At 70.9% G+C, this 25,960-nt stretch carries 29 protein-coding genes; 18 read left to right on the forward strand and 11 right to left on the reverse strand.

The genetic code is table 11. The annotated features are described in order from the left end of the window. The first annotated feature begins 28 nt into the window (after positions 1-28). The 3 genes from ACZ4N5_RS37710 (at position 29) to ACZ4N5_RS37720 (ending at position 2,691) form a co-directional block, all read left to right on the forward strand. Positions 29-1,225 (forward strand): epoxide hydrolase family protein, encoded by a 1,197-nt coding sequence (locus tag ACZ4N5_RS37710; RefSeq protein WP_467761521.1) that lies wholly within the window; start codon positions 29-31, stop codon positions 1,223-1,225. A 208-nt stretch (positions 1,226-1,433) separates the two neighbouring features. Next, positions 1,434-2,087, forward strand: coding sequence for an ATP-dependent Clp protease proteolytic subunit (locus tag ACZ4N5_RS37715; RefSeq protein ID WP_467761522.1), 654 nt, complete (start codon positions 1,434-1,436; stop codon positions 2,085-2,087). Position 2,088: 1 nt separating this feature from the next. Further along, complete coding sequence (locus tag ACZ4N5_RS37720) at positions 2,089-2,691, forward strand: ClpP family protease (protein WP_467761523.1); 603 nt, start codon at positions 2,089-2,091, stop codon at positions 2,689-2,691. A 28-nt stretch (positions 2,692-2,719) separates the two neighbouring features. Here the strand turns inward: ACZ4N5_RS37720 and ACZ4N5_RS37725 are convergent, their stop codons facing one another. Together ACZ4N5_RS37725 and ACZ4N5_RS37730 are read right to left on the reverse strand one after the other, a co-directional pair. Beyond that, entirely contained in the window at positions 2,720-3,202 is a 483-nt protein-coding gene (locus ACZ4N5_RS37725; protein WP_467761524.1) for a helix-turn-helix domain-containing protein, read from the reverse strand. A gap of 79 nt (positions 3,203-3,281) precedes the next feature. Continuing rightward, entirely contained in the window at positions 3,282-4,610 is a 1,329-nt protein-coding gene (locus ACZ4N5_RS37730) for a DUF6777 domain-containing protein (protein ID WP_467761525.1), read from the reverse strand. 163 nt (positions 4,611-4,773) lie between these two features. On the opposite strand from ACZ4N5_RS37730, the gene ACZ4N5_RS37735 reads away from it, so the two are divergent. Then, the gene (locus ACZ4N5_RS37735) at positions 4,774-6,069 is read left to right on the forward strand and encodes a streptophobe family protein (RefSeq protein ID WP_467761526.1); all 1,296 of its coding nucleotides are present in this window, start codon (positions 4,774-4,776) and stop codon (positions 6,067-6,069) included. A 26-nt stretch (positions 6,070-6,095) separates the two neighbouring features. Here the strand turns inward: ACZ4N5_RS37735 and ACZ4N5_RS37740 are convergent, their stop codons facing one another. The 4 genes from ACZ4N5_RS37740 to ACZ4N5_RS37755 form a co-directional block, all read right to left on the reverse strand. Continuing rightward, positions 6,096-7,094, reverse strand: coding sequence for a serine/threonine-protein kinase (locus tag ACZ4N5_RS37740; RefSeq protein ID WP_467761527.1), 999 nt, complete (start codon positions 7,092-7,094; stop codon positions 6,096-6,098). 34 nt (positions 7,095-7,128) lie between these two features. Then, entirely contained in the window at positions 7,129-7,884 is a 756-nt protein-coding gene (locus tag ACZ4N5_RS37745; RefSeq protein ID WP_467761528.1) for a hypothetical protein, read from the reverse strand. A gap of 6 nt (positions 7,885-7,890) precedes the next feature. Further along, positions 7,891-10,233, reverse strand: coding sequence for an ABC transporter ATP-binding protein/permease (locus ACZ4N5_RS37750; RefSeq protein WP_467761529.1), 2,343 nt, complete (start codon positions 10,231-10,233; stop codon positions 7,891-7,893). Positions 10,234-10,301: 68 nt separating this feature from the next. Beyond that, the gene (locus ACZ4N5_RS37755) at positions 10,302-10,712 is read right to left on the reverse strand and encodes a hypothetical protein (protein WP_328557338.1); all 411 of its coding nucleotides are present in this window, start codon (positions 10,710-10,712) and stop codon (positions 10,302-10,304) included. 358 nt (positions 10,713-11,070) lie between these two features. Between ACZ4N5_RS37755 and ACZ4N5_RS37760 the strand changes: the two genes are divergently transcribed. Beyond that, positions 11,071-11,448 (forward strand): nuclear transport factor 2 family protein, encoded by a 378-nt coding sequence (locus tag ACZ4N5_RS37760; RefSeq protein WP_467761564.1) that lies wholly within the window; start codon positions 11,071-11,073, stop codon positions 11,446-11,448. 87 nt (positions 11,449-11,535) lie between these two features. Further along, the gene (locus ACZ4N5_RS37765; RefSeq protein WP_467761530.1) at positions 11,536-11,823 is read left to right on the forward strand and encodes a DUF1905 domain-containing protein; all 288 of its coding nucleotides are present in this window, start codon (positions 11,536-11,538) and stop codon (positions 11,821-11,823) included. A gap of 202 nt (positions 11,824-12,025) precedes the next feature. Here the strand turns inward: ACZ4N5_RS37765 and mgrA are convergent, their stop codons facing one another. After that, the gene (mgrA, locus tag ACZ4N5_RS37770; RefSeq protein ID WP_467761531.1) at positions 12,026-13,018 is read right to left on the reverse strand and encodes an L-glyceraldehyde 3-phosphate reductase; all 993 of its coding nucleotides are present in this window, start codon (positions 13,016-13,018) and stop codon (positions 12,026-12,028) included. 146 nt (positions 13,019-13,164) lie between these two features. Here mgrA and ACZ4N5_RS37775 point away from each other — a divergent pair, with 146 nt between their 5' ends. Further along, positions 13,165-14,058: a LysR family transcriptional regulator gene (locus tag ACZ4N5_RS37775; protein WP_467761532.1), complete on the forward strand. Its 894-nt coding sequence runs from the start codon at positions 13,165-13,167 to the stop codon at positions 14,056-14,058. Between the two features lie 244 nt (positions 14,059-14,302). Further along, a complete protein-coding gene (locus tag ACZ4N5_RS37780) occupies positions 14,303-14,812 on the forward strand; it encodes a mycothiol transferase (protein WP_467761533.1) in 510 nt (169 codons plus the stop codon). Here ACZ4N5_RS37780 and ACZ4N5_RS37785 read toward each other — a convergent pair. Continuing rightward, the gene (locus ACZ4N5_RS37785) at positions 14,800-15,864 is read right to left on the reverse strand and encodes an adenosine deaminase (RefSeq protein WP_467761534.1); all 1,065 of its coding nucleotides are present in this window, start codon (positions 15,862-15,864) and stop codon (positions 14,800-14,802) included. The two genes, ACZ4N5_RS37780 and ACZ4N5_RS37785, sit on opposite strands and share 13 nt — an antisense overlap. 74 nt (positions 15,865-15,938) lie before the next feature. After that, positions 15,939-16,331 (reverse strand): VOC family protein, encoded by a 393-nt coding sequence (locus ACZ4N5_RS37790; RefSeq protein WP_261707466.1) that lies wholly within the window; start codon positions 16,329-16,331, stop codon positions 15,939-15,941. Positions 16,332-16,737: 406 nt separating this feature from the next. Between ACZ4N5_RS37790 and ACZ4N5_RS37795 the strand changes: the two genes are divergently transcribed. The 6 genes from ACZ4N5_RS37795 (at position 16,738) to ACZ4N5_RS37820 (ending at position 21,269) form a co-directional block, all read left to right on the forward strand. Then, positions 16,738-17,481: a phosphatase PAP2 family protein gene (locus tag ACZ4N5_RS37795; RefSeq protein ID WP_467761535.1), complete on the forward strand. Its 744-nt coding sequence runs from the start codon at positions 16,738-16,740 to the stop codon at positions 17,479-17,481. A gap of 168 nt (positions 17,482-17,649) precedes the next feature. Then, positions 17,650-17,811: a hypothetical protein gene (locus ACZ4N5_RS37800; RefSeq protein WP_467761536.1), complete on the forward strand. Its 162-nt coding sequence runs from the start codon at positions 17,650-17,652 to the stop codon at positions 17,809-17,811. A gap of 69 nt (positions 17,812-17,880) precedes the next feature. Continuing rightward, a complete protein-coding gene (locus tag ACZ4N5_RS37805; protein WP_467761537.1) occupies positions 17,881-18,588 on the forward strand; it encodes a dienelactone hydrolase family protein in 708 nt (235 codons plus the stop codon). A 487-nt stretch (positions 18,589-19,075) separates the two neighbouring features. Next, positions 19,076-19,510: an STAS domain-containing protein gene (locus ACZ4N5_RS37810; protein WP_467761538.1), complete on the forward strand. Its 435-nt coding sequence runs from the start codon at positions 19,076-19,078 to the stop codon at positions 19,508-19,510. 97 nt (positions 19,511-19,607) lie between these two features. Beyond that, positions 19,608-20,369 (forward strand): ANTAR domain-containing protein, encoded by a 762-nt coding sequence (locus ACZ4N5_RS37815; protein ID WP_467761539.1) that lies wholly within the window; start codon positions 19,608-19,610, stop codon positions 20,367-20,369. Positions 20,370-20,552: 183 nt separating this feature from the next. Then, on the forward strand, positions 20,553-21,269 hold the full coding sequence (locus ACZ4N5_RS37820) for a GAF and ANTAR domain-containing protein (protein ID WP_467761540.1): 717 nt from the start codon (positions 20,553-20,555) through the stop codon (positions 21,267-21,269). A 469-nt stretch (positions 21,270-21,738) separates the two neighbouring features. On the opposite strand, the gene ACZ4N5_RS37825 is transcribed toward ACZ4N5_RS37820, so the two are convergent. Beyond that, positions 21,739-22,023, reverse strand: a complete 285-nt coding sequence (locus ACZ4N5_RS37825) for a hypothetical protein (protein WP_467761541.1) — start codon at positions 22,021-22,023, stop codon at positions 21,739-21,741. A gap of 716 nt (positions 22,024-22,739) precedes the next feature. Here ACZ4N5_RS37825 and ACZ4N5_RS37830 point away from each other — a divergent pair. The 4 genes from ACZ4N5_RS37830 to ACZ4N5_RS37845 all read left to right on the forward strand — a co-directional run bounded on the left by ACZ4N5_RS37830 (position 22,740) and on the right by ACZ4N5_RS37845 (position 24,949). Beyond that, complete coding sequence (locus tag ACZ4N5_RS37830) at positions 22,740-22,925, forward strand: hypothetical protein (protein ID WP_467761542.1); 186 nt, start codon at positions 22,740-22,742, stop codon at positions 22,923-22,925. Between the two features lie 513 nt (positions 22,926-23,438). Then, entirely contained in the window at positions 23,439-24,014 is a 576-nt protein-coding gene (locus ACZ4N5_RS37835) for a DUF5994 family protein (RefSeq protein ID WP_467761543.1), read from the forward strand. A gap of 17 nt (positions 24,015-24,031) precedes the next feature. Then, on the forward strand, positions 24,032-24,256 hold the full coding sequence (locus ACZ4N5_RS37840) for a hypothetical protein (RefSeq protein ID WP_467761544.1): 225 nt from the start codon (positions 24,032-24,034) through the stop codon (positions 24,254-24,256). Positions 24,257-24,355: 99 nt separating this feature from the next. Then, positions 24,356-24,949, forward strand: a complete 594-nt coding sequence (locus tag ACZ4N5_RS37845) for a GNAT family N-acetyltransferase (protein WP_467761545.1) — start codon at positions 24,356-24,358, stop codon at positions 24,947-24,949. 150 nt (positions 24,950-25,099) lie between these two features. Here the strand turns inward: ACZ4N5_RS37845 and ACZ4N5_RS37850 are convergent, their stop codons facing one another. Further along, complete coding sequence (locus ACZ4N5_RS37850; RefSeq protein WP_467761546.1) at positions 25,100-25,495, reverse strand: DUF5994 family protein; 396 nt, start codon at positions 25,493-25,495, stop codon at positions 25,100-25,102. Positions 25,496-25,960 lie beyond the last annotated feature (465 nt).

Raw genomic sequence — 25,960 nt, forward strand, 5'->3', positions numbered from 1 at the left:
CCCGCCCGCGGAGTTAGCATCCGCGGACATGACCTTCACCGACGCCCCCGGCGTCCATCCGTTCCGTATCCACTTCCCGCAGAGCGACCTGGACGACCTGCACCGACGCCTCGACCACACCCGCTGGCCCGACGAACTGCCCGGAGTGGGCTGGGCCTACGGGGTCCCCAAGGACTACCTCCAGGATCTCGTACGGTACTGGCGGCACACCTACGACTGGCGCGCGGCCGAGGAACGCCTCAACGCATGGCCGCAGTTCACCACCGAGATCGACGGCGCGCGAATGCACTTCGCGCACATCCGCTCGCCGGAACCCGGGGCGACCCCGCTGATCATGACGCACGGCTGGCCCGGGTCGATCGTCGAATTCACCGATGTCGTCGGGCCGTTGACCGATCCACGCGCCCACGGCGGCGATCCGGCCGACGCCTTTCACCTGGTCGTTCCGAGCATTCCGGGCTTCGGGCTCTCGGGGCCGACACGGGACACGGGCTGGGAGTTCACCCGGGTGGCCGCCGCGTTCGCCGAGCTGATGGAGCGACTCGGCTACCGGCGCTTCGGCGCGCAGGGCGGGGACTGGGGCGGGGCCGTCTCGCGTGAACTGGGGCGCGCGCACCCGGACCGGGTGACCGGCGTCCACCTCAACCTGCTGCCCGGTTCGTACGCCGTCACCGAGCCGACAGCCGAGGAACTGTCCGCGCTGACCACGGTCGAACGCGAGCGCACCCTCGAATCCTGGCGGCGGGGCCAGGATTGGAACCGCGAGGAAGCGGGTTACGCCGCGCTCCAGTCGACCCGGCCGCAGACGCTCGCCTACGCCCTCACGGACTCGCCGGTCGGTCAACTCGCCTGGATCGCGGAAAAGTTCAGGCAGTGGACGGACTCGAAGGACCGCCCCGAGGACGCTGTCGACCGGGATCTGCTGCTCACCAATGTGATGCTGTACTGGCTGACGGGCACGGCCGGTTCGTCCGCACGGATCTACTACGAGCGTGCCCACGCGAACTATTGGGGTACGCCGCCCGAGCCGTCGACCGCCCCGACCGCGCTCGCCGTCTTTCCGGAGGAGAACTTCGTCCCGCTGCGCCATGTCGCGGAACGCGCCGACACCATCGTCCGCTGGACCGAGTTCGACCGGGGCGGCCACTTCGCCGCGATGGAGGAACCGGATCTGGTGGTCGCGGACATCCGGGCGTTCTTCCGTCAACTCCGGGCGATCGCCTGAGGGATGGTGCCGGACCTCCTGTCGTCGACCTCGCCGTGGTCGGGAAGTCCGGGTACGGCGGCGCCCGGCTCTCCGGCCTTCCGGCTCTCCGCTCTCCGGCTCTGCCGACAGCGAATCTGCTGCGGGCCGAGAATTCCGGTCCGGCACCGTCACCGGGCCGAGAGTGGAGTCAGCGGCGACGCCCGCCGCGTCACGACCAGGAGGAACCATGACTCCCCTCATCACCGGCTGGGATCCGGCCCGCGCACCGCGGGCCGAGGAGGGCGACACTCCCGCGACCCGCTTCGACGACCATCTGGCCGCGCAGTTGCTGGCCCAGCGGATCGTCCTCCTCGGCACCCAGGTCGACGAGGTCTCCGCGAACCGGGTGTGCGCCCAACTGCTCCTGCTGTCCGCCGAGGACGCGCGCACGGACATCAGCCTGTACATCAACAGTCCGGGCGGATCGGTGACCGCGGGCCTCGCCATCTACGACACCATGCGGCTGATCCCCAACGACGTCTCCACACTCGCGATGGGCTTCGCCGCGAGCATGGGGCAGTTCCTTCTCAGCGTCGGGACGCGCGGCAAGCGCTTCGCGCTGCCGAACGCGCGGATCATGATGCATCAGCCCTCCGCGGGCATCGGCGGCACGACCGCCGACATCGAGATCCAGGCGCAGAACCTCGAGTTCACCAAGCGGGCCATCGAACGGATCACCGCGGAACACACCGGCCAGAGCGAGGAGACGATCTCCCGGGACGGTGACCGCGACCGCTGGTTCACGGCCGAACAGGCCAAGGAGTACGGCATGGTGGACCGGGTCGTGGAGTCGCTCGACGATGTCCGCCCGGCCGCGTCACGGCGACGGATGGGACTCTGACATGGGTACGTACACGATTCCGAACGTCGTCGAGCGGACACCGCAGGGCGAGCGGTCGTACGACGTCTTCAGCCGGCTGCTCTCGGAGCGGATCATCTTCCTCGGCACGGAGATCGACGACGGCGTCGCCAACGTCGTCATCGCGCAGCTCCTCCATCTGGAGTCGTCGAGTCCGGAGAGCGAGATCGCGATCTACATCAACTCCCCCGGCGGCTCGTTCACTTCGCTGATGGCGATCTACGACACGATGACCTTCGTGCAGGCGCCGATCTCGACGTTCTGCGTCGGGCAGGCCGCCTCCACGGCCGCGGTGCTGCTGGCCGGGGGCGATCCCGGACGGCGGTTCGTCCTGGAGCACGCGCGCGTGCTGCTCGGCCAGCCCGCGAGCGGCGGACGTCAGGGCACGGTGTCGGACCTCAGCCTCCAGGCCAAGGAGATGCTCCGGATCCGCTCGCAGGTCGAGGAGGTCCTCTCCCGGCACACCCACCACGACGTCACCACTCTGCGCGCGGACATGGACCGCGACAAGATCTTCACCGCGCAGGAGGCGGTGGCGTACGGACTCGCGGACGAGATCCTGAGCCGGCGGCTCGCCGTGCTCTGACCCCGGGTCGCCCCGGGGCCGGTCGGAGTCAGGCGGCGAGGCACATGCCGTCGTACCGGGAGGCCGAGGCCGGGGTCGAGGCGGAGCGGCCCCGGACGGACTCGGCCCGGGTGTGCCGGGTCAACTCGCGCTGGGCCAGCGACAGCAGTTCGGTGAGGCCGAGACCCAGGGCGCGCGCTGCGGCCGCGAGGACCTCGGAGGAGGCCTCCTTGCGGCCGCGCTCCACCTCGGAGAGGTAGGGCATGGAGATACGGGCCGCGTCGGCCACGTCCTTGAGCGTGCGCTCCTGGGCCAGGCGCTCACGCCGCAGGACGTCGCCGACCAGGTCGCGCCACAACGGCTCCTTGCCGGTGGGAGCGGCGGGAGCCGTCGGTCCCGGGCGCGGCACGATGACCGGCGGCCGCGGTGGCCGAGCCGGGGCCTCGGCCACCGCCGGGGTCCGGGAGCGCTCCGGTGCTGCCACCGGGCGCAGGCGAATGACGCGGGCTTCGTTCGGCATCTGGTTGCTCACCTCTTCAGCCTAGGAGCCCCGGACCGCACGGGAAGGGATCGGCGTTCCGCTCTCGGTGAATCCGCGGAACGCCGTCGGCCTAGGCGGAGGAGGAGGCGGCGGAGGCCGCCGACTGCGTCGTCAGATCGGAGGACGCCGAACCGGACGCCGGAGCCGACTGCGTCGTCGGAGGCCCGCTCGACGGGGTCTCCGGTTGCACCGAGGACGGCGAGGAGGAGGACGGTGTGGAAGGCGAGGACGACGACGGTGACGAGCTCTCGGTCGACGGCGAGGTCGAGGTCGACGGGCACGGACTTCCGGATGCCGAGTTCTTTTCGCCGGGCGAGGAGCACGGCGAAGCGGAGCCCGAGACACTGACCGACGGCGAGGGGTTCACCGGGGGGTGCGTCTTCTTGTCGTGGTGCACGTTGTCGCCCCGGTGCCTGGCGATCCACTCGTTGTTGTCCGGGTCGAAGATGACGAACACGTTGATGATCGTCGTCGAGGGCGCCACGACCACGACGTTCTGCGATCGGTACGACGGCCACGAGTCGCCCGTCGGCTTGGGGGTGCCGTTCTGCGGGACCGGCGCGAGCAGCGGGTTGCCGCACGCGCAGCGCACCCGGGGCACACCGCGGGCGTCCACGAGGACGGCGGTGCCGGCCTGGAGGACCGCCTGGTAGCTGGTGGGGGCGCCGTTGCGGTAGCCGTGGTTGGTGACGCGGGTGTCCATGCGGAGCTGCACGGGGGTCAGGGAGCGCAGATACGCGGGGACGGTGTCCGGCTGGATGCCCTCCACCGAGGCGAACGCCTTGTTCTTCGCCGGGTCCGCCTGGAGCGCGCTGATCTGCTTGCCCACGTCGCAGCTGGCGACGTTGCGGGTGCCGCCGTAGAGGCCGGGAGCGTTACCGCTCACGGCGCGGGTCGCGTTGGCGGGCGCCGACTGGGCCGGCGTCGCCGGGGTCTGCGGCGCGGTGGAACTGTCGTTGGCGGTCGACTCGGTGAACGGGTCGGGCCCCGTCTTGTCCGCGGACTGCAGGAAGACCTCACTGCTGGCGTTCTTGGACCCGCCACCGCTGTTCGTGAAGACCAGGCCCAGGATCACCGCCGCCGCCACGACACCGGTGATCAGCGCGACCCGCGGCGCCGACCGCCACCAGGGCCGTTCGGGTCCCCGGCCCGGTTGCCCCGGGCCGGTGGCACCTCCGCCGGGCCCGGAGGGACCGCCCGCGCCACCACCACCCGTGCCACCGCCGCCCGTACCGCCGGCTCCCGAACCGCCGGCTCCGCTTCCCCCGCCGGACGCGCCGCTGGGCGGTCCTGCGGGCGGGCGGCCGACGGGCTGGGTGGGGCTCGGCTGGGTCGGACCCGACAGGGGGCCCGAAGGCGGTCCGGTGGGGCGGCCGGAGGACGGCGGTTCGACGCTCACGAGCTCTTCTTCCCGATGGAGGGACGCTGCGGCACGTAGGTGCTTTTATGTCGCTTTCTTCCACAACGAACCCATTGTGTGCCTCGGTCCGCCAGTGCCCGCAAGCCGACGCGGTCGGCCCTCCCGAGGGGCGGATGGTGTCGGCGCTGCTTAGCGTGGCAGCGTGAGTCCCCAGACACCGTCCGCCCAGCCGGTCGACAGCAGCGGTGCGCGTCCGGCCACCCGCCACGGCTGGGTCCAGGCCCTCGTGGCCGTACTGGCCGGGCTGGTCGTCATGGGGGTGGTCGCCGCTCTCGGTCTGTGGGCGTCCGGCGCCACCGACCTTCCGGACAACGCCTATCCACGGGTGGTCGCGGCCACCGTCGTCACGGCGGTCGGCGGCACCATCGAGTTCACGGGGGACGCGGGAGGCATCGCCGAGACCAAGGCGGGCCTCACGGTGATCCCGCTGTCGGTGACCCTGGCCGGGGCGCTGGTGCTCGGGGCGGGATTCCTGCGGCCGTTGCGGCATCGCGCCGTCGCCGGGGCGAAGGAGCTGGCCGGCTGGGCCGGACGGCTCGTCGTCCTGTGGCTGCTCGCCCTGATCGGGCTGGCGCTCGCGGCCCGCCAGAACTTCACCGTCGACCTAGGGAACGGCACCATCGGCGCCATCGGCGACCTGTTCGGCGCAACGCCCGAGGTGGGTTTCAAGGCCGCCGTGGCACAGACCCTGGTCTTCGGAGTGCTGTGGCTGGCGGGCGTGTTCGTGATCGCGCTGCTGGTCTCGCGCGGCGCGCCGCTTCCCGCCCGGCTGCTGCGCTTCCAGGAATCGGTGCGACCGGCCGCGTACGCCATGGTGGTCCTGCTGCTCACCTGCGTCGGCCTCGGCGTGGTCATCGGACTGGTGGTGGCGGCGACCCGCGGCCATGCGGCCGAGACGTTCGCCGTGATGCTCCTCGGGCTTCCCAACGTCGTCTGGCTCGCGTTCACCATCGGGCTGGGCGCCACCTGGAACGGGCGCGTGGACGGGCCGTTCGGGCTGCCGATGCCGCATCTGCTCGACGAGGTGCTGCGCACTCCGGACATCTCCGCGGTCAATCTCGGCACCCTCGCCGACTACGACAGCAGGATCTGGTGGCTGGTGGTCGTCGACGCCGTCCTGGTGCTCGGGGCGGCGTTCCTGATGGCGGCCCGCTCACCGGCCCGGGTGCGCGCCTGGCAGCACGCCGTCCACATGGCGGTCGCCCTGGCGCTGACCGTGCTCATGATCTGTCTCCTCGGCCGGATCTCCGCCCACCTCGGCCTGTCGATCCTCGGTCTCGGCGACATCGGCGGCGGTCTGAAGGGGGAACTCTTCCTCAAGCCCCAGGTGTGGGGCGCCCTCGGCTTCGCCGTGCTGTGGGGACTGGTCGCCGGTTTCCTCGGCGCGCTGCTCGCGAAGGGCGTCCGGCGCAGGGGCGAGGTCGAGTCCACCGGCTGACGCCGGCCGGGTGCGCTGCGCTCGCGTCAGTGCCGGAACACCGGCCGGGCCCAGGCGGGTGGCTCCGGCGGTGGCCCGGGGTGCCCCGGTGCGGCCTCGGCGTCCGTCCGCGACCCGGTGCCGCCCCCGGTCACCGGACCGCGTGCGGCGATCCGCAGCGCGCTGACGAAGGCCAGGCACGAGTCGTACCGGTCGTCGGGGCTCTTGGACAGCGCCTTCGCGAGAACGGCGTCGACCGCGTCGGGGATGTCGGGCCGCTTGGTGGTCAGGGCCGGCGGCTGGTCGTACTGGTGGGCCCACAGCAGCGCCATGTCGTCGTCGCGCTGGAAGGGCGGCTTGCCGGCCATCGTCTCGTAGACGACACAGCCGAGGCTGTAGACGTCGCAGCGGCCGTCGACCGGCTTGCCGGAGATCTGCTCCGGCGCCACGTAGTCCAGGGTGCCGACGAACTGTCCGACGCTCGTGAACCCGGTCAGTGACAGCGACTTCTTGGTCAGCCCGAAGTCCGTGAGATAGACGTGTTCGGGATGGTCGCTGTCGGTGCCCTGGGCGACCAGGATGTTGCCGGGTTTCACGTCCCGGTGCACCAGGCCGTGGTCGTGGGCCGCATCGAGGGCCGAGGCGACCTGGAGGGCGATCCGGGCGGCCACCGCGACCGGCAACGGCCCCTCGCGGTCGAGGAGATGACGCAGGTCGCGGCCGGCGACGTAGCGCATGGCGATGTAGAGGACACCGTCCGTCTCGCCCGCCTCGAAGACGGGCACGATGTGCGGGTGGTCGATCGCGGCGGCCACCCGTGACTCGTGGGTGAAGCGGCCGCGGAAGGTGTCGTTGCGGGCGAGTTCCGGGGCGAGCAGCTTGAGGGCGACCGTGCGGTCCAGGCGCAGGTCCTTGGCCTGGTAGACGACGGCCATGCCACCGCGGCCGATCTCCCGCTCGATCCGGTAGCCCGCGATCTGCCGTCCGATCAGATCGGAGGGCCGCCCCGAGAACAGGCTGGTGTCGCGCTGGGATTCTTCGTCCATCAGCCGTCACCCCGGTGGCGCCCGGCGCCGTCCATCAGTCCTCGCCCCGGTCGTCACCGTCGAAGGTGACCAGTCGTGTGGGCTCGTGTCCGCCGGGAGGTCCGCTTGGAGGTCCGCCGGGAGGTCCGCCGGGGCCGGCTTCCGTCACGATCCGCGTCGGTTCCGCCTCGTGCTCGTGCGCCTTCCTCGGCCCCGGCTCCCGTTCCAGGTCTCGATCCTGGTTCCGCTCCCGCTCCCGCTCCGGGCCCCGGTCACGCTCCGGGGCCTGTTCCCCGGGCTCCCGAGCCGTCCGGGATCGCGCGGTCGCGGGGGTGCGCTCGGCGGCGAAGGTGCTCAGCCGCGTTCCGTCGCAGTACACCCACCGCTCGTGCTCGCCGTCGTACAGCCACAGCGACTCGCCGTCGACGACGACGCCGATCCGGCTGCCCTGCGTCCGGGCGCGGAAGCTCTCCGCCTCGAGTTTCCCGGACGCCAGTTCCTCGGCGGCCTTCCGGTAGTCGGTGAGCGCATCCTCGACCCGGGCCAGCAGCGGGCGCGGATCGGCCGTGCGGGCGAGCGGACGCGTCGCCGCCGGCGGTACCTGCGGGACGGCGATCAGCAGGCGGCCGTCGACCCAGGCCGACCAGCCGTTCGCGCAGACGACCCGCCCCCAGTCCCCGAGCCGGTCGACGAGCTCGACCGGCAGCAGCGCGTCGAGGGGGACGGTGGGCCTGGAGGGGTCCGGCGACTCCCAGGCGGGCAGCCCGTCCTGCGGAACGACATGCGTCGGGCGGAAGTCGGGGCTCGTCATCGGCGCCTACTTCCGCATGACCGCGGGCTCGTGCCGCCGCAGCAGCCGGGCCACCAGCCAGCCGAAGACGACGGAGAGCACGATCAGCATCCCCATGTTGAGGAGCCAGACACCGGTCGAGTGCCGGAAGAGCGGGTCGCCGGTCAGGTCGCCGGGGACGATCCGGGAGAGGCCGATGGTCCCGGCCATCGCGCCCAGGGCCCAGCGGGAGGGCACCAGCCAGGACAGCTGCTCGATGCCGGGCACGCCGTTCAGCTTCAGCAGGGCGCCGCAGAACACCACCTGGACGATGGCCAGCAGCACCAGCAGCGGCATCGTCACCTCCTCCTTGCGCACCACGGCGGAGACGAGGAGGCCGAGCATCATCGCGGTGAAGGCGAGCAGGGCGACCGCCAGCGTGATCTCGACGAGCGGAGGCATGAGAACGCCTTTGCCGCCGGGGGCGTTGAGATCGACGCCGAACAGGGCGACCAGGGTGAGCACGATTGCCTGGAGCACGGTGATGGTGCCGAGGACGACGACCTTGGACATCAGGTACGCCGATCTGGACAGGCCGACGGCCCGTTCTCGCTGGTAGATCGTCCGCTCCTTGACGAGTTCCCGCACCGCGTTGGCCGCTCCGGTCAGCACACCGCCGACACACAGGATGAGCAGCGCGTTCATCGCCGTGTCCCGGGTCAGCTTGCTGCCGGCCAGCGCCCGCGCCATCGCGCCCATCACGAACGGCAGGGCGATCATGATCGCGAGGAAGGTCCGGTCGGCGCCCAGCGCTGCCGCGTAGCGGCGGACCAGGGTGCGCAGCTGGGAGCCCCAGCTCTGGGCCTTGGGCGGCGGTCCGACGAGCGCCCCGGTGGCCGCGTCCGGCATCCTCGGCTGAGAGGTGGATTTGTCGATGTACTGGCGATAGAACGGCGAGTCCCGGTACTCCTCCGCCCAGGCCCGGTCCGTGTCGCGCTCGAAGGCTTCGAACGCCTCCGGCCACTGCCGGTAGCCGAAGAAGGCCAGGGTGTCGTCGGGCGGCCCGTAGTAGGCGACCTTGCCGCCGGGCGCGAGGACCAGGAGCCGGTCGCAGACGTCCAGGCTGAGCACGCTGTGCGTGACCACGATGACGGTTCGGCCGTCGTCGGCGAGACCGCGCAGCATGTGCATGACCGAACGGTCCATGCCCGGGTCGAGACCGGAGGTCGGTTCGTCCAGGAAGAGCAGGGACGGCTTGGTCAGCAGCTCCAGGGCCACGCTGACGCGCTTGCGCTGTCCGCCCGACAGACTGTGGATGGGCTGGTCGGCGCGCTGCTCCAGGCCCAGCTCGCCGATCACCTCGTCGACCCGCGCCCGGCGCTCCCCCTTGGCCGTGTCCTGCGGAAAGCGCAGTTCGGAGGCGTAGGTGAGCGCGCGCCGGACGGTCAGCTGGGCGTGCAGGATGTCGTCCTGCGGGACGAGGCCGATGCGCTGGCGCAGCTCGGCGTAGTCCCGGTACAGGTCACGGCCGTCGTAGAGCACCGTGCCGTGGTCGGCGGGCCGCTGTCCGGTGAGCGCGTTCAGGAGCGTGGACTTTCCGGCACCGCTCGGACCGACGACGGCGAGCAGACATTTCTCGCCGACGGGAAAGGACACCTGGTCCAGAAGCGTCTTGCGGCCCTTGTCCACCTCGACGGTGAGGTCCTGCACGTCGAGGGAGACCTCGCCGCTGTCGACGTACTCCTGCAGCTGGTCGCCGACGAGGCAGAACGCGGAGTGCCCGATGCCGACGATGTCACCGGGTGTGACCGGGGCGCGCTCGACCGGTTGGCCGTTGAGGAACGTGCCATTGTGGCTGCCGAGGTCGACGATCTCGTACGTCCCGTCGGGCCGGGCCTGCAGTTCGGCGTGGTTCCGGGAGACGATCAGGTCGTCGATGACCAGGTCGTTGTCGGCGCCGCGTCCGATACGGACCGTGCGGGAGGGCAGCGGCCGTACGGTGGTCGGCTGTCTGAAGGTGCCGGTGGCGGCCGGCATGGAGACGGCCGAGGGGCGCTCCGCGGCAGGTGGCGGGTGGCGGACGAGCACGGCGCGCGGGCCGTCGGCGGGACTGCCGAAGCGGATGACGCTGCCGGGTCCGACACCCCACTCGTGGACGCGCCGGCCGTCGGCGTACGTGCCGTTCGTGCTGTTCTCGTCCTCGAGCGTCCAGTGATCGGCCTGGGGCCGCAGCACCGCGTGGTGCCACGAGACCCGGACGTCGTCGATCACGACGTCGCACAGGGGATCGCGCCCGACGTGGTAATCGTGGTTCGGACTCATCACCGTCGAGCCCGTCTCGGTTTCGAGGACGAGCTCGGGTGCAGTCGCCGCGATCTGCCTCTCTGCCATGCCAGAATTCTAACGATTCGCCCACATGTGCGCCTGATCAGCGTTCCACGGCCGGAGCGCGCGAAAGGTCAGGCGGCGGAGATGCCGAGCACCGCGGCGGTGCGGTGCATGCGCAGGGCGTCCACCGATTCCGCGAGCAGTTCGTATTCGGTGGTGTCGTCGTTGGTGGAGACGCGCACGAGCTTTCCCGCGGCCAACTCCTCGGCGACCAGCTCCTGTTGCTCGGAGTCACCGCACCAGGCGCGCAACATCGTCGGAACGTCGGGAACGCTCTCCCCCACCGGCGCGATCGAGTTGGGCGGAAACGTGGGGTCCTCCGGCTGCGGATCGAGCCGTTCGGCCATCCAGGCCGCCCGGTCCCGCATCCACCACAGGGCCAGCGCGAGGGTCGGCGCGCGATAGGTGCCCAGGGGTACGCCGACTCGCTGACCGCCGCAGATGCCGTACGCGGTGACATGGCACAGGAATTCGTCGTGCACGTTTTCCCCCATTGGCGTCGCTCGTCGCCGGTCCGGCCTCACTTTCCCTGCGGCTCATATGCAGTGCACCGTGCTGGTGCACGGGTGTGGCTGAATTGCCCTACTGATTGAGTATCGTCACTACTGACACACTGTCACCATGTGATTCCAGCCAGTCTCTTGGCATATTCACCGCCGGGTTTGGCCGAAACGGCACCGCCCGCGTCCCGGGCCTCCTGGCCCGCGGCACTACCCCGCAGGTAATCGACGCTTCGAGCGGCGCCCGCCAGGGTGGTCTTACCGCATCCCGGAGCGGCAACACCGGCTCGGGATACGGACCCTGACCATGAATACGTTCCTCGATGGAGGCTGGTTCACCATGTCCGCGATCACCGACCGCTACGAGACCGCCGTCACCCGCTACTTCGAGGCCTGGAACGCGGGCGGGCGGGACACGCTGACGAAAGCGGTGGCCGCCGCCTGGACCGCGGACGGCACGTACACCGACCCGCTCGCCGACGTCCGCGGGCACGAGCAGATCGCGGCCGTGATCACGGCGGCGCACGAGCAGTTCCCCGGCTTCACCTTCCGCCTGCTGGGCGCGGTCGACGGCCACCACGACACGGCCCGCTTCGGCTGGGAGCTGGTCGACGTGACGGACGGTTCCGCGCCCGTCGCCGGATTCGACGTGATCGTCCTGGACGGCGAGGGCCGGATCCGCAGCGTGCACGGATTCCTGGACCGCGTCCCGGCCTGAGCCGAGGCGGAACCCGACCGCTCGCGATGAGTTTTCCCGCTTGCGGTGGTCTCTTGAAGAGGACGACCACCGGACCGGGAGGACCACATGAGCACGGCGGGCAGGCTCGAAGCGGAATTCACGGCGGTGCTGCGGAAGAGCCCGGAGAAAGGCGGCTGGACCTACGTGGTCTGGCCCGAGTCCGTCGCGTTCTTCGGAACCCGGGGACTGGTCAAGGTCAGCGGCACGATCGACGGCCGACCCTTCCGCAGCTCGTTCATGGCACTCGGCGACGGCACCCACAAGCTGCCGGTCAAGGCCGATGTACGCAAGGCGATCGGGAAGGAGGAGGGCGACACGGTGACCGTACGTCTGGAGGAACGGCTCACCGCCTAGCGGCCGGCACGGGAGCGACGTCCGCGCCCGTGACCGCGCCCTGGACCGCACAGGTGGCCGGGCCGGTGGCCGCCGGATGAGCCGAACCGGAGGCTGCCGAGGGGCCGCGGCGGTGGCCGCAGACCGCGAGGCCCCTGATGCGGACGGGCCCCGCGACAGGGCCCTCGGCGAACACCTGGCGGCCCGCCGACCGCCGTAGGCCCTACACCTTGACGACCGCGTCGATCCGGGCGAGCTCGTCCTCGGTGAACTCCAGGTTGCCGATGGCCGCGACGCTGTCCTCCAGCTGCCGCGGGCTGCTCGCGCCGATCAGCGCGGAGGTGACCCGGCCACCGCGCAGCACCCAGGCCAGCGCAAGCTGGGCCAGCGACTGACCGCGCGACTTGGCGAGCTCGTCGAGGGTACGCAGCCGGCCCACGAGGTCCTCGGTGACCTTGTCCGCGCTCAGGAACGGGCTGTCGCTCGCGGCCCGCGAGTCCTCCGGGATGCCGTCGAGGTAGCGGCCGGTGAGCAGGCCCTGCTCCAGCGGCGAGTACGCGATGGAGCCCACCTGGAGCTCGTCGAGCGCGTCGAGCAGGCCCTCCTCCTCGGGGCGGCGGTCGAGCATCGAGTAGCGCGGCTGGTGGATGAGCAGCGGGGTGCCGAGCTCGGCCAGGATCCGGGCGGCTTCGCGGGTCTGCTCCGCCGAGTAGTTCGAGACGCCGACGTACAGCGCCTTGCCCTGCTGGACCGCCGAGTGCAGAGCGCCCATCGTCTCCTCCAGGGGAGTCTCCGGGTCGGGGCGGTGCGAGTAGAAGATGTCGACGTAGTCGAGGCCCATCCGGCCCAGGCTCTGGTCGAGCGAGGACAGCAGGTACTTGCGCGAGCCCCATTCGCCGTACGGGCCCGGCCACATCAGGTATCCGGCCTTGGTCGAGACGATCAGCTCGTCGCGGTGGTGCGTGAAGTCGGCCTTCAGGGCGTCGCCGAGGGCGGACTCGGCGGCGCCGGGCGGCGGGCCGTAGTTGTTCGCCAGGTCGAAGTGCGTGACGCCGAGGTCGAAGGCGCGGCGCAGGATCGCGCGCTGGACGTCCACGGGCCGGTCGGGGCCGAAGTTGTGCCACAGGCCGAGCGACAGCGCGGGGAGCTTCAGGCCGCTGCGTCCGGTGCGCCGGTAGGGCATGTCCGCGTAACGGTCGGGGTGCGGGGTGTACAACGCGTGCTCCTGGGAGGCCGGGGAATCAGGTCTCCACTCTCGCGCGCCCGTGGGCAGCGGTCCAACGGGAGGATCGGATGGCATTGAGCGGTCCCGCTTCTCAATCGGTACCGACGCCCTCACCTCGGCCCTTAGGCTTGTGCCCCATGGAACTGCGCCATCTTCAGCACTTCGTCGCCGTCGCCGAGGACCGGCACTTCACCCGGGCGGCGGAGCGGCTGATGGTGTCGCAGTCGGGCCTGTCGTCGTCGATCCGCGCGCTGGAGCGGGAACTCCAGGCGCCGCTGTTCGTCCGAACGACTCGCCGGGTCACCCTCACGGAGGCCGGTCGTGCCCTGTTCGTCGAGGCGGAGCGGATCCTCGCCCAGGTGCGTTCGGCGCACGACGCCGTGGCCGCCGTGCAGGGCGTGCTGCGCGGCACTCTCTCCCTAGGCACCGAACAGTGCATCGCGGGCGTGCACTGCGCCAAGCTGCTCGCCGCGTTCCGGCGGCGCCATCCGGACGTGGAGATCCGGCTGCGGCAGGCGGGTTCCGAAGCGCTGGCGGAGGAGGTCGCGGCGGGCCGTCTCGACCTGGCCTTCGCCGTGCGGACGCGGGCCGACTCCGAGCACCTGCGGTCGGTCCCGCTGGCCGGTGAGCCGATGACCGTGCTCTGCCACCCGGAGCACCGTCTCGCCACCGCCGCCGTGGTGACGCCCGAGGAACTGGGCGAGGAGGCCTTCGTCGACTTCCACCCCGACTGGGGCCCGCGGCGCACCACCGACGCGGCGTTCGCGGCGGCGGGCGTGCAGCGGACCGTGACGCTGGAGGTCAACGACGTCCACAGCCTTCTGGAGCTCGTCCACGAGGGCCTCGGAATCGCCGTCGTTCCACGTCACTTCGGTCTCAAGCGCGAGGCCCGCGCCCTCACCGCACTACCCTTCAAAGCCCCCGTCGAAGCGTCGTACGAGACCGTCGCCATGCTCCCGCCACCGGAGGCCACGAGCCCGGCGGCGCGGGCCCTGATGACGCTCCTCGACACCTCCCGGGACGGCGTCTGAGCCCACGCCGCCCACCCGGCCCACCTGCCGCCGCCCTTCACGGTCGCGGACACGTGGGCGTCGCCGTGGCGGGTGCCGGGGACGCCTGCGCGTCGCCGTGGCAGGTGTGCGAACCCCTGCGCGTCGCCGTGGCGCGTATCGCGGACGCCTGCCTGTGACTGTGACGGGTGTCGCGGACACGTCGGGGGGCCCAACGCACGGGGTTCCGGGCGCAGGCACGGGCGCGATGCGCGATGGTGGATCCATGCTTGCAAAGGACGTCCTCATCGACGGATTCAGCCGCATCCGGGAAGAAGTCCGTGCCACCGTCGACGGCCTCCCGCCGGACGACCTCAACGCCCGCCCCGGCGAAACCGCCAACTCGATCTCCTGGCTGGTCTGGCACCTGGCCCGCGTCCAGGACGACCATGTCGCCGACGCCGCCGGAACCGAGCAGGTCTGGCTCACGGACGACTGGGCCAAGCGCTTCGGGCTCGACCTGCCACGGCGCGACACCGGGTACGGCCACACCTCGGCGAAGGTCGCCCGGGTACGGGTGGAGTCGGGCGACCTGCTGGCCGGCTACTACGACGCCGTTCACGAGCGGACCCTCGCGTTCATCGGCGGGCTGGCCGCCCAGGACTTCGAGCGGGTCGTGGACGAACGCTGGGACCCGCCGGTCACCCTGGGCGTACGCCTGGTCAGCGTCCTGTCCGACGATCTCCAGCACGTCGGACAGGCCGCCTACGTACGCGGACTGGTTCAGCAGGCGTAGCCGGGAAGCACGACGTCCTCGATGAGGGCCTTGCGCTCGTCGTAGGGGATGAACGCGCTCTTGACCGCGTTCACCGTGACGGTGCGCAGGTCCTCGATGCCCCAGCCCGCCTCTTCGACGAGCAGCGACATCTCCCGGGTCATCGTCGTCCCCGACACCAGACGGTTGTCCGTGTTGAGGGTGACACGGAAGCCCAGGTCGCGCAGGGCGGTGATGGGGTGCTCGGCGATGGAGTCGGCCGCGCCGGTCTGGAGGTTGGAGGTCGGGCACATCTCCAGGGCGATACGGCGGTCGCGGACCCAGCCCGCGAGGCGGCCGAGCTTGCCGTCCACGATGTCCTCGGTGATGCGGACGCCATGACCGATGCGCTGGGCGCCGCAGACCTGGAGGGCCTGGTGGATGCTGGGCAGGCCGTGGGCCTCACCGGCGTGGATGGTGAACGGGACGCTCTCGCGACGCAGGTGCTCGAACGCGGCCAGGTGGTCGGCGGGCGGGAAGCCGTCCTCGGCGCCCGCGATGTCGAAGCCGACGACTCCGGCGTCCCGGAACGCCACCGCGAGGTCGGCGATCTCCCGGGTGCGGTCGAACATCCGCATCCCGCACAGCAGGGTGCCGACGCGCACCGGGGTGCCCGCGGCGGCGGCCTTGGCCATGCCCGCCGCCAGGCCCTCCTGCACGGACTCGACGACCTCGGGCAGGGTCAGTCCGCCGTTGACCATCAGCTCGGGCGCGTACCGCACCTCGCCGTAGACGACTCCGTCCTCGGCGAGGTCGAGGACGTACTCCTCTGCCGTGCGCAGCAGGCCCTCGCGGGACTGCATCACCGCGAGGGTGTGCTCGAAGGTGGCTATGTAGCGCACCAGGTCACCGGAGTTGGCGGCCTCGAAGTACCAGTCGGCCAGGGCCTGCGGGTCCGTGGTGGGCAGGGTGTGGCCGACCGTCTCCGCGAGCTCGACCAGGGTGGCCGGGCGCAGACCGCCGTCGAGGTGGTCGTGCAGGACCGCCTTGGGCAGGCGGCGGATCGTGTCGATGTCGATGCGGGGCGCGGTCATGTGCGGTGTTCCTCGGCAGGTCGGTTCGGGTCGGGAAGGTGCGGAGAGATGCGGAGTGGTGCGGGAAGCCCCGGTCAGCCGGCGGGCTGGAGCAGGTCCCAGCGGTTGCCGTACAGATCCTGGAAGACGACGACCGAGCCGTACGGCTCGTGGCGCGGCTCCTCCAGGAAGGTCACGCCCGCGGCGCGCATCCGGGCATGGTCGCGGGCGAAGTCGTCGGTGTGCAGGAAGAAGCCGACGCGTCCGCCGGTCTGGTCGCCGACCCGGCCGCGCTGCGCCTCGTCCTTGGCCCGGGCCAGCAGCAGCCCGCTTCCGCCGCCGTCCGTGCCCGGCTCGACCACGACCCAGCGGGAGCCGTCGGGCCTCGGGGTGTCCTCGACGAGGCGGAAGCCGAGGGCTTCGGTGTAGTGGCGGATGGCCTCGTCGTAGTCGTCGACGACGAGGGTGACCAGGGCGATGCGTCTCATCGGACCTCTCCAGGGTTATACGTAACACGGTAGGGTACGGCATCCCGTCGAGGGCCTGGTGGCGACCTCCGTCGGGGAGTACGGCGGCAATCTCCGGCAGCCGACGCCGCAGCGATTTCCGCCGACCCGCACGGCAGCGATCCCCATCGGACATCACGGCCGCGATCTTCGCGGGAACCCACGGCGGCGATCTTCGTCGGTAGACACGGCAGCGATCTTCATCGGGCGATACGGGAACGATCCCGGCTCCCAATCGTCTACAGTTGTGTAGACGATTACCGCGATGCACTCGGCGCGGGCGACGTGTCCTGCCGCGTGCGCGCCCTCCACGGAAAGGGGCCACACCCATGTCCGCCGCCCCGGGCGTCGCACCCGCGCGCGAGGCCGATGCCCCTCGGGCTCGGCCGTGAAGCGCAACGACACCGGCGACATCGCCGGTTCGACGGCGGTGGGAAGCCTGGTCGCGTTCGTACTGCTGACGCTGATCGTGACCGGCCACGACGGCGCCCCCTTGTTCGGCGACGAGAAGCTCGCCTCCTGGTCGCTCGCGCACCGCCCGGACGTGGCGCTCGCCCTGGCACGCGGCGTGACGTACACGGGCACAGGAATCACCGCGTACGCGCTGGTGGTCCTCGCCGGCCTCATTCTCGGACGGACGGCACGGCAGCGGGTCCGCACCGTCGCCGCCTGCGTGGGCTGTCTGGCCGCAGCGCAGGCCGTGCGGTTCATCGTGATGTCGCTGGTCGCCCGCCCCCGGCCCCCGGTGGCGGACTGGGCCACCCACGCCTCGGGCTGGTCCTTCCCCTCCGGTCACACCACCACCTCCGCCGTCACCGCCGGACTGCTCATCCTCGCGGTGCTCACCCGCGCCCCGCGGTGCAAGAAGACCTTGCTCCTGCTCATCGGCAGCTGGGCCGTGTTGGTCGGCCTCTCCCGCGTCTACCTGGGCGTTCACTGGTTCTCCGACGTCGTGGGCGGCTGGCTGTTCGCCATCTGCTGGCTGAGCATGCTCCTTTACGTCCTCGCGCGGTTCCTCCCCCGCACGCACTCCGCGATATCGGCGCCCCGTCTCGACCCGGACGCCACGACGGAAGAGCGCCACGACGCACCCCACGACCAGCGCGACGTCCCCCCTCGCTCTGCTCCGTAGCCATCTCGGCCGGGCGGCGGGCATCGCCTGTCCGGCCGCCGCGACAGTGCCCGCCCCGGCTCAGTGGCTGCGCCGCGCTCACTGGCTCGGCCCGGCCGGAATGCTTGCATTCCCTTTCAGAACAGCACCGATCCGGCTGTCCCTGGATCTGTGCGCAGCCGGCCTGCAGTGCCGCTGAGCGAACTGCGCGCCCTTCTGAGCCGTCCCACAACACTGCCCGATGGGCCGCACGGCCTGCTGCCGGTGCTGGTGCTGGTCTACAGCCTGCTGCAGAAAATGGCCGCGGGGCGGCTCGTGCGGGCCGGAGGACGATCCCGTGCACGCGCGTGACAGTGTGGAGATCGACTCGGGGCCGCCCCGCCGGCCCACCCGACGCCTCCCCCGCTGGAGTTGAACACCATGTCCGAGCTGCCGAAGCCGACCGGAGCCCCCGCCCGTCAGAACGTGACGTTTCCCAGCGCCGGCGGCACCGCGCACGGCTATCTGGCGCTGCCGGCCTCGGGGCGGGGCCCCGGCGTGATCGTCATCCAGGAGTGGTGGGGCCTGACCGACCACATCGCCGACGTCACCGACCGGCTGGCGGCGGAGGGCTTCGTGGCGCTCGCACCGGACCTCTACGGGGGGAACGTCGCGCACGACGGGGAGGAAGCGTCCCGGATGATGCGGGAGCTGCCCGTAGCGCGCGGCGTGGAACTGCTGTCGGGCGCGGTCGACCACCTGCTGGGGCTGCCCGAGGTCACCTCCACGACAGTCGGCTCGGTCGGTTTCTGCATGGGCGGCGGATTCGTCCTCCAACTGGCGGCGGCCGACCCGCGCGTGAGTGCCGCCGTACCGTTCTACGGCGTGATCCGCGGCGAGCTGCCCGACTTCTCCGGCCTCAAGGCGCGGGTCCTCGGCCACTACGGAGAACACGACACGAGCAACCCGCAGGAGAGCCTGGACCAGCTCCGTGAGGCGATCCGCAGCCAGTCCGGCATCACCGCCGACCTTCGCGTCCACCCGGCCGGTCACGCCTTCTTCAACGACGACCGGCCGACCTACGACGCCGCATCGGCTGCGCGGGCATGGGAGAGCACGGTGGCCTTCCTGCACGAGCAGTTGGGCTGACGCAGGGGCCCCTGGGAAAACACTTACTGCTGCTGCGGTCACGGCTCAACGGCCGCTGAGTCGACGACGACGCGGCCTCGCACGACGCGGCTCGCGCGCGCGGATCTCTGGCAGAGAGAACCCCAAGTACCGTGCGATGCACAGGACATGAGCACGCCATCAAGCCTCGATACCGTCCACATGCTGAGATTGAGGCGTACCGACCGTCCGTTGTAGCGGGCGACGACTACCCTGCTGTGCAGACGTCCCAGACCCCGGCGGCATGTCATTGCCGAGCGCAGATCGCCGCGGGGAGCGGGCCCTTCGCCCGCAGCCCGGCACGTCCCTGGAGGAAATCGGGTGGGTCCGCAGTCCTGCCGCACAGGCCGGCGAGTCGGCCGTTGCTCGACCTCCGCCGAAAGTACTCCCCTGCCGGAAGTGGGTCGACGGCGCCGGGATCGCGGCGCCGCGGGATCCCCTGCCGGACGGTCTTCCGAACCGAGGCGTCATGCCCCTTCCGCCGCTCGCCATCTACCGTCACGACCGAAATGAACGGGCACTGATCACGCTGGTCGGTGAGATCGACCTGGAGACGGCGCCCTTGGTGGGCACATCGCTGGAAGGCTGCCTGCGCGACGGCATCCGCGCCATCGATGTCGACCTCACGCCCGTTACCTTCTGCGACTGCAGCGGCCTCAACACCTTCCTCCGCGCCTCACAGCGCGTCGCCGCGGCCGGGGCGACGCTCCGCCTGCACCATCCACCGCGGACGCTGGGTCTCATGGTCGACATCGTCGGCTGCGCATTCCTGCTCGTGGGCCCGCCGCCCGGGCATCGGCCGTCCCGTCCCACGAAGACCCTGAACGCCCTGACCACCAGGCCTCCGGTCCCACCGCATCGACCAGTTCCGCCAGTACCTGTCCTCTCGGGCGGTGTGCTGTGAGCCCCACCACCTTCCGTGTGCTGGTGCTCCTCCTCGGGGAACGGACCATGGCAAGGCGGGAGTGTGTTTCGCACGGTGCCTGGACCCGGTGGCTCGGGTGAAGTCCCACAGCAGGTCGGCCCGGATCCAGTCGCTGGTCGCCGAGCAGGCGGCCCGGCGGGGTGCCCGGGTCGGCGTGGTGGACGTGTGCACGGCTGCGGTGGCCGCGCTCCCGGTCGGCGGGGCCGGACTCTCCGCGATGTCCAGATCCGCGGCAAGCCATCCGTTGTGCAGCACCGACGATGTCAGCGAGCAGTTGGAGGAACTTCAGCTCACCTTGGGCGAGGGGCCTTGCGTGGATGCCTTCGCGCAGGGTTCGGCCGTACTGACGCCCGATCTGCTCACCGCTGAAGTGCAGGACCGCTGGGCCGTGTTCGCCGACGCGGCCGCGAAGGCCGGGGCACGCGCCGTCTTCGCCTTCCCTCTGCAGATGGGGGCGATCAGCCCCGGAGTCCTGGACCTGTACTCGCAGGACCCGGGTCGGTTGAACGCGGAGGAGCTGGCGGACGCGTTGGCTTTCGCCGACACCGCCACTCTGGTCCTGCTCGACTCCCGGATCGACGGGGAAGCGGGCCTGGCGGACGAATGGTCGGCGGACGGTCGCTTCGAGGACCTGGGCGCGTACCGGGCGGAGATAGACCAGGCCACAGGCATGCTCACGGCCCAGCTCGGAGTCGGTGCCGAAGAAGCCTTCGTCCGACTGCGTGCGTACTCCTACGCCAGAGGACGCCGCCTCGCCGCGGTGGCCGCCGACGTGGTCACCCACCGGCTCACGTTCCCCGCGGGCCCGGACACGGAGCAGACCGACGATGAGGAATGACGCCTTTGCCGGACCACCGAACGGAAGCAACGAGCCGAACCAAGGAACCGGACCAAGAAGCCGAACCCGAGTATCGCGGAAGGGAACCAGACCGAGAACCGATCCAAGAATCCGGACAAAGAGTGAGTTGCGCTTCCCGTCCCTGCATTCGGCCGGGATGAGAGTCGACGGAGGGTGTGCACGATGAATCAGCGACTCCTGGCCAAGACCTTCGTCGAGCTGGCGGACAACCTGGTCGCCGACTTCGACCTGATCGATTTCCTGCGCCTGCTGACCGACCGCTGCGTGGGCATGCTGGGCGCGAGTGCCGCAGGCGTGCTGCTCGCGGACCGCGACGGCGAACTCCGCGTCATGGCCGCCTCCAGCGAGCAGGTGCGTCTGCTGGAGCTCTTCCAGCTGCAGAACGACGAAGGGCCCTGCCTGGACAGCTTCCGTACCGGCGCCCCGGTGATCGTCGCCGATCTGAGCGGGGAGGCCGATCGCTGGCCGCGCTTCGTCGCGGCGGCCCAGCGCAGCGGGTTCGGGTCGGTCCAGGCTCTGCCGATGCGGCTACGGGACGAGGTCGTCGGAGCGCTGAACCTCTTTGGCACCGACCCCGGCCCCTTCGACCCGGACTCCATGCCACTCGCCCAGGCCCTGGCCGACGTCGCCACCATCAGCCTGCTGCAACAGCGCACCGCGCACCGGAGCACCGTACTCAACGAGCAACTGCAGAGCGCGCTGAACAGCCGCGTCCTGATCGAACAGGCCAAGGGAAAGCTCGCCGAACGCCGGGGCATCGACATGGAGCAGGCCTTCACCACACTGCGCGGCTACGCCCGTGCCCACAACCGGCGCCTGTCCGACCTGGCCCGCGCGTTCATCGACGACTCCGAGCCCCTCCCCGGCCTGCGGTCCTGACCAGGGCCACGGTCTGTCAGCGGTGCCCGGCCGGTCCCGGGCTGTGATGCGCGGACTCCGGTTCACGGGCCGGACGGCCGCCGCCGCTGGTGCGCGGCGGCGGCCGTGGTCGCAAGGACGCGAGGCCCCCCCGGGCCGTCGTGTTCTCGCGCGCTGCCCTCCGCGGCGGCGGGGTTGCGGGAGCACCCCGAGTGGAAAACGCCAGGGAGGACGGAAGCTGGAGCCGCGTACTCCGACGATGCGGCTCCGGCCGGCCTCGATTGCGACTCGGGGGCTGGGAGCCTGGGGAGGGGACTTGCCGGTTCCGTCGATACCCGACACGAAGTCCTGTCTGCCCTGTTGGGAGCCTAGAGCAGTTGCACGACGAGCGGAACAGGGCGTGACGTACGCGTTCTCGCCTCGTGGCGGCTTCGGCCCCTGGCGGGCACGGCCCGGCAGAGGGTGTCCACACGCCCGGACACCGCATCGGTCACCCGCGGCGTCCACGGCGCCCGCGGTCCCGCCGGTCCTCGCGGTTCCAGCGCGCTCGATGCTGACGGCTGTAGCGGCGGTCCCAGCGGTCCTGACGCTCCCGGCGGTCCCGGTAGTCCTGGTACTCAGCGAAGTCCGACCCGCCACCACGGCCCCGGCGCCCACCGCCACGGCCGTGACGGGTGGCTCCGAAGACCAACACAGCCGCGGCGACCCACCAGATGGGGTTCAGGAAGCCGAAGCCGAACAGGACCACGATCAGGACGAGAAGCAGAACGAACACAGCGGGCCTCCCCGAGAGCGGAACACAGCATCGGTACCGGGGACTGGGGCCTCACCTCACAGCGTAGTCCTGGCTGAAGACTGCCGATAGCGCGCGACACATCGTCTACTGCCGCATGTCGATGGCCACTTGACCCCGCCGAGGGAATACGGGCAGGGCCTGCGTACGATCCACCCCCTGCCCCCGGGACAGCGACCCCGGCTCGGCCTGGTGGAAGGAGCATGCACTGCCGCCGACCGAGCCGACGGACACCCTCGCCGAGGGCGCGTTCACCCCAGCCGCCCCAGGCCGGTCTCAAGAACTCCCCCATATCTACGCCGTGTTGACACTGGAGGGCGCCCGGCGTTCACTGACAGCACGCGGTGAAAGGGCATGCCACTCCGGATCATCCGGGCGACGCATTTCCCCCTTCCCGCTCCGCCCTGCCCCCGCGGAATCACGAATCTTCCCGCGATGCGGAGGTCCGGCGATGCCACGGATTCCTCTCCTTCCGCTGATCCGATCGACCGCGATCGCAGATAGTCCGCCTTCAACGACGAGACCGACCAAGCGTGTTGGACGGCAAGGTCGAACGGGTCTCCGGCAATCCGCGGCAGGCGGGCGAGAAGGCGAGGCAGGCCTTCAAGCGGTGACCGGGAACCCCGCGGGCGCTTCCCCCGTCGTACGAGCACCGTCTTGCCGGCATCGACGCGGAATTCGTCAGGAGGACTGAGCGAATGGCAGCCCTGTTCATTGTCGTGATCACCACCCTGATCGTCCTCGCGACGACGGCCGTATTCGTGGGACATGGACCGGTCCGCTACAGCGGCGGGCCGAGCCTGCGCTTCGGACCCTCGTACGACCCTGCCCTCACCCATGACGAAGACCCCGGCGCGGCTGATCCGGGACCCGGCCGGCGCTGACGCCGTACGGCTCCCGCCGAAACGATCACCGCTGCGCGTCAGGCCGCCTCAGCCCGATCGGCAGAGGCTCCGAAATCGAGTCCGGGCGGGAAGATGTCCGAAATGCACGGACCGCAGTACCGTTGGTTCTGGGTTGGTTCACTCTCACGTGCAACCGCCCGGAAGGGCGGCTCCGGCGTGTTTGCGCCGGAGCCGTTGACTTACTCCAGGTGACGGTGGCGTGCCCGGAGGGCAGGGCTCATGTCCGACCCGGGCCGACCGAAGGACGGCGTTCGGACAACTGTGCCCTTCCATCTCCTCGCCCTCGCCGCCAGGGCGTCCCGCGGGTCCCTCTGGCGGGAACCGCCTCCATCTCACCGTGCGCACCTCGACACGGTCCGTCCGACGTGGCGTGGGAGTAACGTGGAGCCATCGAGAGTACTTCGCACACCGGCCACCATGCCCGTGTCGTTCTCGGCGAGTGACGACACCGGGCCGCCACCTCAAGCGGCGGCCGGGAGACAGGTGCCCGCGATGTCCGCGACCACCGACCGAACCACGCTGCGGATCGCGCCCTTCAGGGCTCCGACCGCTCGTCTCGCATTGAAAACCGTCAGTACGTCCCGAGGCTCTCTCGATGGTGCTTGGTGGCCCCGCTCGCGGAACCTGACTCACGAACTCTCCGCTCTGGCCGACGTACTGGACCCGCTGTCCGGACGGATCACCCGGATCGCCGTCAACCCCACGTACTGGCCGACCACGGCGAGCGGCGTTCCCGTCAACGGGCACCTGGTGAAGGTCAGTTGGTTCACGACGGAGCTGGACCCCCACAAGATCCTGCTGCTTTCCCACACCACGGGCAGCTGGAAGCTGTTGGTGGTGCCACCGGAGGCCGACGCCGCTGCGGCCGAACGCCTGATGAACGCCGCGAGCGACAGCTCCGGCCCTCCCACGACCGCGAGCGCGCTCATGGCCGGGGAGCACGCCCGCCACGGCGGTTCCATGGCTGACCGGGTCCGTGGTTCCGAGGACACCTGGGAGGACGGGGATGTCGCCTCCTCCTACCGGACAGCGCGCGCCCGGCCCAGCCGCCTGATCACGGCGAAGTGAGCGTCACGGTCACCGCAGTGGCCTTCAGCTCCCTAGTGATCCTCGCCGTTGTGGCCACCCGTGTGATCACTCGCCTCGGCGCACAGCGCGCGGAGAGCAGCTATCTCCGCGCGTGCGGCAGCCCACCGACCAGAAGGAACATCCCGGACAAGCCGCCGGGCATCCGGCTCCGGGACGTTCCGTCCAACCCGCCATGGCTGGCCCCCGGCGCCGAACCCGGGACGTCGGCCGGGGCCGGCTGAACTCCCGGCGCCGGACGCCTGGTTTACCCCGTCGGCTCCTGCTGCCACCATGCCGAGTCCGGGGATGACCGTCCCACGGCCCCGGGGGGAGAGGCTCAGATGGCAGAGGTGTACTTGCGCAGGCTGTCCCGATGGCAGGCCGAGCAGCAGCGGGACGCCGTGGCGGACGTCCATGTCGCGGCCTACCACGGGGCTGCGGGGGCGGAATACCGCGACCGCCAGGGCTTCTTGAGCCGCTTCGAACAGCATGTGCAACGCCCCGCATTCGACATGGCGGTCGCCGACATGGGCGGCCTGGTCGGCTGCGCCTACGGATTCAGGATCGCCCGTACCGGCGACTGGTGGTCGAGCTTTCGAGGAGAGCTGCCCACGGACATCGAGGAACTCACCGCCTCCGGCCGTACGTTTCTGTTGGCCGAGTTGATGGTGCTGCCGGCCCACCGCCGCACCGGCATCGCGACACGCCTGGGTGAGTGGCTGCTGTCCCGCCTCGACACTGATCTGGTCGTCGCGGCCGTCGACCCGTCCGGCAACGACGGCCGCGAAAGCGCGGCGGCGGGGACCCTGCGCGCCTGGGGCTGGTCGAAGCTCGGCGAACTCGACTGCCAGGCCCCTTCGAACTCCGGACCAGACGTCGGTTCCGGCCGGGGCATGGCCGCTCGGGAAGTGTGGATCCGCAGACCGCCGCGGTGATCCGACGCGGCCCCGCGGAGCGAGCCATCGCTCAGTGGGGCCGTGCACGGGTGGTACCGCCCCACGCCTTCCGGTGAGCAGAGAGGCTCCCGCGCCGGTCCGGACACGGACGAGCCGCCCGTGTGGCGCGGGCGCCCGGAGCCGGGGCTGTCAGCAGTCGCCGAACGCCGCAGCCGCCATCAGCGGCTCGGCGTCCGCAGCGTCGACCTCCGGTGGCACGACCAGCAGTTCCCTACGGCCCCGGCCCTGGCTGAGCAGACTGATCGTGTGTCGCCCGTGCGGGCCGGCCGACCTGCGCAGCAGTACGACATGGTTGGCGACGAGCATGCGTCCGGGCGACATCGGCCACATCGCCGTATTGACGGTCACGGCAGTGATCTGTCCCCAGAGACGGGGCAACATGCCGATGAGAAGCGGGAGTTCGCCGAGGAGATCGCGCGAGCGGGGCCACCATGCCCCGTCGATGCGCCGGGGCAGCGCGCTGTGCGGCGCCAGCCGCACGCGGGCGAGAGGCAGGGAGGGCAGGGGTTCGACGACAGTGGCCATGGAAACTCCGGTCTGGGGGTCACGCCTGCGGTGTACCGATGGCTCGCGCCGCGACCCGGCGGCGAGCGGGACGGCTCGGTCGAGCCGAGGGACGGGCAGGACTCCTTGAGCTCGTCGGCCTCGGTGCAAACCGTACGGCCGGGGACCAGGGGGCTGCCTTCGTACAGGGGTGGGCGGGCCCTCGATCGATGGCCCCGTTCCCGTTGCCGCTCTGCTCGTCGTCGACAAGACACGGGTGAAATGTGCGCGCGGCTGGACACTCCGCCTCGGAGTGGACGTCGGCTCTGGGGTCCGTGCGTCGGCCCGCACAGCGTGGCTGGAGCGGCCGGGCGAGTCCGGCCGCCGCACAGGCCGAGCGGAGGGCGAACACCTTGGGCCGTCATAGGGCGGCATCCGCTCCGGGCGATGAGCCACCCGGCGTCGTACTGCGCCGGGGACGAGACCGGCCCGATCACCGGCGTACGA

This window comes from Streptomyces sp. NPDC026500 (assembly GCF_055567635.1).

Excerpts from the sequence above, each read along its gene's own strand:
- ACZ4N5_RS37715 (WP_467761522.1), top strand. The coding sequence starts at position 1,434 with ATGACTCCCCTCATCACCGGCTGGGATCCGGCCCGCGCACCGCGGGCC.
- ACZ4N5_RS37830 (WP_467761542.1), top strand. The coding sequence starts at position 22,740 with ATGGCAGCCCTGTTCATTGTCGTGATCACCACCCTGATCGTCCTCGCG.
- ACZ4N5_RS37820 (WP_467761540.1), top strand. The coding sequence starts at position 20,553 with ATGAATCAGCGACTCCTGGCCAAGACCTTCGTCGAGCTGGCGGACAAC.
- ACZ4N5_RS37785 (WP_467761534.1), bottom strand. The coding sequence starts at position 15,864 with ATGACCGCGCCCCGCATCGACATCGACACGATCCGCCGCCTGCCCAAG.
- ACZ4N5_RS37805 (WP_467761537.1), top strand. The coding sequence starts at position 17,881 with ATGTCCGAGCTGCCGAAGCCGACCGGAGCCCCCGCCCGTCAGAACGTG.
- ACZ4N5_RS37850 (WP_467761546.1), bottom strand. The coding sequence starts at position 25,495 with ATGGCCACTGTCGTCGAACCCCTGCCCTCCCTGCCTCTCGCCCGCGTG.
- ACZ4N5_RS37810 (WP_467761538.1), top strand. The coding sequence starts at position 19,076 with ATGCCCCTTCCGCCGCTCGCCATCTACCGTCACGACCGAAATGAACGG.
- ACZ4N5_RS37745 (WP_467761528.1), bottom strand. The coding sequence starts at position 7,884 with ATGACGAGCCCCGACTTCCGCCCGACGCATGTCGTTCCGCAGGACGGG.
- ACZ4N5_RS37710 (WP_467761521.1), top strand. The coding sequence starts at position 29 with ATGACCTTCACCGACGCCCCCGGCGTCCATCCGTTCCGTATCCACTTC.
- ACZ4N5_RS37720 (WP_467761523.1), top strand. The coding sequence starts at position 2,089 with ATGGGTACGTACACGATTCCGAACGTCGTCGAGCGGACACCGCAGGGC.
- ACZ4N5_RS37775 (WP_467761532.1), top strand. The coding sequence starts at position 13,165 with ATGGAACTGCGCCATCTTCAGCACTTCGTCGCCGTCGCCGAGGACCGG.
- ACZ4N5_RS37780 (WP_467761533.1), top strand. The coding sequence starts at position 14,303 with ATGCTTGCAAAGGACGTCCTCATCGACGGATTCAGCCGCATCCGGGAA.
- ACZ4N5_RS37760 (WP_467761564.1), top strand. The coding sequence starts at position 11,071 with ATGTCCGCGATCACCGACCGCTACGAGACCGCCGTCACCCGCTACTTC.
- ACZ4N5_RS37845 (WP_467761545.1), top strand. The coding sequence starts at position 24,356 with ATGGCAGAGGTGTACTTGCGCAGGCTGTCCCGATGGCAGGCCGAGCAG.
- ACZ4N5_RS37765 (WP_467761530.1), top strand. The coding sequence starts at position 11,536 with ATGAGCACGGCGGGCAGGCTCGAAGCGGAATTCACGGCGGTGCTGCGG.
- ACZ4N5_RS37790 (WP_261707466.1), bottom strand. The coding sequence starts at position 16,331 with ATGAGACGCATCGCCCTGGTCACCCTCGTCGTCGACGACTACGACGAG.
- ACZ4N5_RS37750 (WP_467761529.1), bottom strand. The coding sequence starts at position 10,233 with ATGGCAGAGAGGCAGATCGCGGCGACTGCACCCGAGCTCGTCCTCGAA.
- ACZ4N5_RS37740 (WP_467761527.1), bottom strand. The coding sequence starts at position 7,094 with ATGGACGAAGAATCCCAGCGCGACACCAGCCTGTTCTCGGGGCGGCCC.
- ACZ4N5_RS37835 (WP_467761543.1), top strand. The coding sequence starts at position 23,439 with ATGTCCGCGACCACCGACCGAACCACGCTGCGGATCGCGCCCTTCAGG.